4 protein-coding genes, 1 tRNA gene and 1 riboswitch are annotated in these 3,609 nt (G+C 62.1%); of the genes, 3 read left to right on the top strand and 2 right to left on the bottom strand.

Features of this window, described 5'->3' with window-relative positions; all coding sequences use genetic code 11:
• Positions 1 to 683 (bottom strand): ABC transporter substrate-binding protein (locus AAC126_RS22005; RefSeq protein ID WP_339857559.1); only part of this gene is annotated, 683 nt, incomplete at its 3' end.
• Complete coding sequence (locus AAC126_RS22000; RefSeq protein ID WP_339857557.1) at positions 684 to 1,454, bottom strand: ABC transporter permease; 771 nt, start codon at positions 1,452 to 1,454, stop codon at positions 684 to 686.
• Between the two features lie 49 nt (positions 1,455 to 1,503).
• Positions 1,504 to 1,607, bottom strand: a riboswitch (TPP riboswitch).
• A 25-nt stretch (positions 1,608 to 1,632) separates the two neighbouring features.
• Between AAC126_RS22000 and AAC126_RS21995 the strand changes: the two genes are divergently transcribed.
• The 3 genes from AAC126_RS21995 to AAC126_RS21985 all read left to right on the top strand — a co-directional run bounded on the left by AAC126_RS21995 (position 1,633) and on the right by AAC126_RS21985 (position 3,604).
• The gene (locus tag AAC126_RS21995; RefSeq protein ID WP_339857554.1) at positions 1,633 to 2,889 is read left to right on the top strand and encodes an acetoin utilization protein AcuC; all 1,257 of its coding nucleotides are present in this window, start codon (positions 1,633 to 1,635) and stop codon (positions 2,887 to 2,889) included.
• A gap of 58 nt (positions 2,890 to 2,947) precedes the next feature.
• Complete coding sequence (locus AAC126_RS21990; RefSeq protein WP_339857551.1) at positions 2,948 to 3,415, top strand: DUF192 domain-containing protein; 468 nt, start codon at positions 2,948 to 2,950, stop codon at positions 3,413 to 3,415.
• Between the two features lie 112 nt (positions 3,416 to 3,527).
• Positions 3,528 to 3,604 (top strand) — tRNA-Pro (locus tag AAC126_RS21985).
• The last annotated feature ends 5 nt before the right edge of the window (positions 3,605 to 3,609 follow it).

Raw genomic sequence — 3,609 nt, 5'->3', positions numbered from 1 at the left:
TTCTTCAGGCGCGGGTCGTCGAGGCGATCCTTGTGCGCGATATAGATCAGCTCGTCATAGGGCGGCACGCCTTCCTCTTCGACAAAGAAGGCCCGGCCCGGTTTGCCGATGATGTCCATCTGGTTCAGCTCGAAGTTCCGGAAGGCGCCGATCACGGCATCGACCTGCCCCGAGATGATCGAGGGCGAGAGCGAGAAGTTCACATTGATCAGCTCGACATCAGAGAGCGTCAGGCCGTGCTTCTTCAGCATGGCGCCGAGCAGTGCATCCTCGAAGCCGCCGACCGAGTACCCGACCTTGCGGCCCTTCAGATCGGCGAGGGATTTTACCGGCCCGTCCTTCAGGACCACGAGGGTGTTTAGCGGTGTGGCGACCAGCGTGCCGAAGCGCACCAGCGGCAGGCCTTCGGCCGCCTGTATGTGAAGCTGCGGTTGATAGGAGACGGCGATATCGGCCTTCTGCGCGGCGACCAGCTTCGGCGGGTCGTTCGGGTCGGCCGGAGCGATCAACTCGACCTCCAGGCCTTCATCGGTGAAGAAGCCTTTCTTGTCGGCGACGATCAGCGGGCCGTGGTCCGGGTTGACGAACCAGTCCAGCAGGACGGTCAGTTTGTCGGCTGCATTGGCCGGCGCTGTGCCGAGGACAATCAGCGCAAGGAACAGCGCGGCGGTCCGGGTGAACATTCAGTTTCCTCCAGTATGCAATGTTGGCCGGGCTTCGCCGGCTTGCCAGGGCATGGCCGCCCTGAGCAGAAAATCGACCCCGTAATAAAGCGCGATGGCCAGGATCGAGAGAGTGAAGAGGGCGGCGAACATGACGTCGATCTGCAGCCGGGCATTGGCATGCAGCATCAGATAGCCAAGGCCCGAGCTGGAGCCGACCCATTCGCCGACGATGGCCCCGATCGGTGCCACGGCTGTCGCCACGCGCAGCCCGGAGGCAAAGGCGGGCAGGGCGGCGGGCAGCCGGACATGCAGCAGCAGGTCGAGACGGCTGGCCCCGAGCGTACGGGCGCAATCGATGAAAAGCGGATCGGTCCGGCGCAGTCCGTCATACATTGCCGCCGTGACAGGAAAGAAGATGATGAGCGCGGCCATGGCGACCTTGGATGCCATGCCGTAGCCGAGCCAGAGCACCAGGATCGGCGCCAGCGCGAAGACCGGTACCGCCTGGCTGATGACCAGTACAGGCAGTAACCACGGGCGTATCCGCGCGGACCAGGCCAGCATCAGTGCCGTCGCACCACCGAACAGCGTGCCGAGAGTCAGGCCCAGCAGGATTTCTGCCAGCGTAATCGAAGCATGGCGGGAGATCAGGAAAGCGGACCGGATCCACGCCTCGGCGACCGGCAGGGGGCCTGGCAGGATATAGACGGGCGTGCCGCTGATGCTGACGATGAGCTGCCAGGTGGCCAGTATTCCGGCGAATATGATAACAGCGCGCACCGCATTCATGGGCGGTTACCGCGATTGCGGAAATTGCTGATGGTGCGGAAAGGGGAGTGCGTGGGCATCGCGTTCTTCCTACGCCGGCATTATCCGGATCAGGTTTAGGGTCGTTCCTTCCGGAACCTCTCAGCCGCTCCCGCAGCTCCCCTGAATGTCCGGCGATCATGGTCGAGCTTGCGGCCTCATGCAAGCCCGCAGGGGAAATCGCGATACCGGTCTGGATGGCTGGCGCAAGGCGCGCTACCTAATGGGCATGGAACAGAGACTAGAAAGCGGGCAGAGCGGTGTAATCGCCCCAGTGCGCCCCCGGCTTGACCCCGCGATCCCGGCCGCCTTTCCGGCGCAACCGATCCTGATCGGCAGCGAGATCTATCGGAAATCCCGTTATGGCGTGAAACACCCGCTGTCTATTCAACGGGTGACGCCGGTGATGGATCTCGTCCGCACTCTGGACCTGCTCGACGATAGTCGTTTCGTGGACAGTCCGACGGCGACTCCGGATGAGCTCGCCCGTTTCCATGCACCCGAGTATATCGCCGCCGTGATTGCGGCCGAGCGGGACGGGCATGTCAGCGACGAGGTCAGGGAACGCTACAATATCGGCCGCAGCGGAAACCCGGTTTTCCCGGAGATTTTCAGCCGCCCTGCAACGGCGGCGGGGGCCTCCGTGCTGGCCGGCAGGACCCTGGCGGCAGTCGAGCGCGGGACCATCCATTCCCTGGCAGGCGGAACCCATCACGGCCGCCCGGCCATGGCCTATGGGTTCTGTTATTTCAACGATCCGGTGCTCGGTATCCTGGCCATGCTCGATGGCGGGCTGTCCCGTGTTCTCTATGTCGATCTCGACGCCCATCATGGCGACGGTGTGCAGGATGCCTTTCACGACGAGGATCGTGTTCTGACGATCTCCATCCATGAGGATGATCGCTGGCCCCGGACCGGACCGGCCGAAGACAGGGCAGGCGGCATGGCCCGGAACTTCCCCGTTCCGAAAGACATGAACGACTCGGAGCTCCGTTTTTTGATCGAGGAAGCGGTCCTGCCGATCGGAGAGGATTTCCGGCCGCAGGCAATCGTCATCCAGAGCGGGTGCGACGCGCTGGCCGATGACCCGCAGAGCAGATTATCTCTTTCCTACAATGCGATATGGGAGGCTGTTCAGCGCCTTTCAGCTCTCGCGCCTCGGGTTCTTGTGGTTGGAGGGGGCGGCTATAACCCATGGGCTGTCGCCCGCTGCTGGACCGGAGTATGGGCGCAGCTGAATGGCGTCGAGCCGCGCGGCATTTCAGTCGGCACTGACGCCGAAAACATTCTGCGCGGCTTGTTCTGGAACCATAGCCGGGGGCGCAATCCACCGGAGCACTGGTTCACAACACTGGCCGATATTCCGTTGGAAGGTGAGGTGAGGACCGGCATACGGGACCTTGCACGCTTGATATAATGGCGCGGAACTCAATAACGGGTGAATGCCCGGTAATAACGAACAGACGGAATCCGCTGTGACTCATTTCCTGAAAATTGTAAGTGGCGCTGTGTTTGCGCTCGGGCTCTTTGCTGGTTTTGCCTGCGAGGCAACGGCCGATGAGCAGAGCCGCCTGATTCTTCATCGCGGCGATACCGAGCATGTCTTCACTGTCGAGATCGCCGATACACCGGAAACCCGGGCCTCCGGCCTGATGTTCCGGAAAGAGCTGGCTGACGATGCCGGGATGCTCTTCATCTATCCGGGCAAGCAGAAGATCGCAATGTGGATGCAAAACACGCTGATCTCGCTCGATATGCTGTTTCTTGACCGTGACGGGAGGATTCTGCACATGGCCGAGCGCACGACGCCATTGTCGACAGAGGTGATTTCCTCCCGGTTCCGCGTGAAGGCGGTGCTTGAAGTTATCGCGGGAACGGCCGAACGGCTGGGCCTTCGCGTGGGTGACCGGGTGGAGCATGTGCTTTTGCCGGCTGCACAGTGACGATACAGTGGAGGAGATCGCGCACAGCCGGTTGTTTCACTCCGGTGTTGCGCTAAGCGATTAAAAGCATTACCTACCGTGCGCCCGTCGACATTGTCGCTGCGGGCCTTGTCGGGGTGTAGCGCAGCCTGGTAGCGCATCTGCTTTGGGAGCAGAGGGCCGGCGGTTCGAATCCGTCCACCCCGACCATTCAC

The organism is uncultured Nisaea sp. (assembly GCF_963974195.1).
In the GTDB taxonomy this organism is placed as follows: Bacteria; Pseudomonadota; Alphaproteobacteria; order Thalassobaculales; family Thalassobaculaceae; genus Nisaea.
The sequence above is the reverse complement of the archived record's forward strand: the minus strand, read 5'-3'. Positions and strand labels throughout refer to the sequence as shown.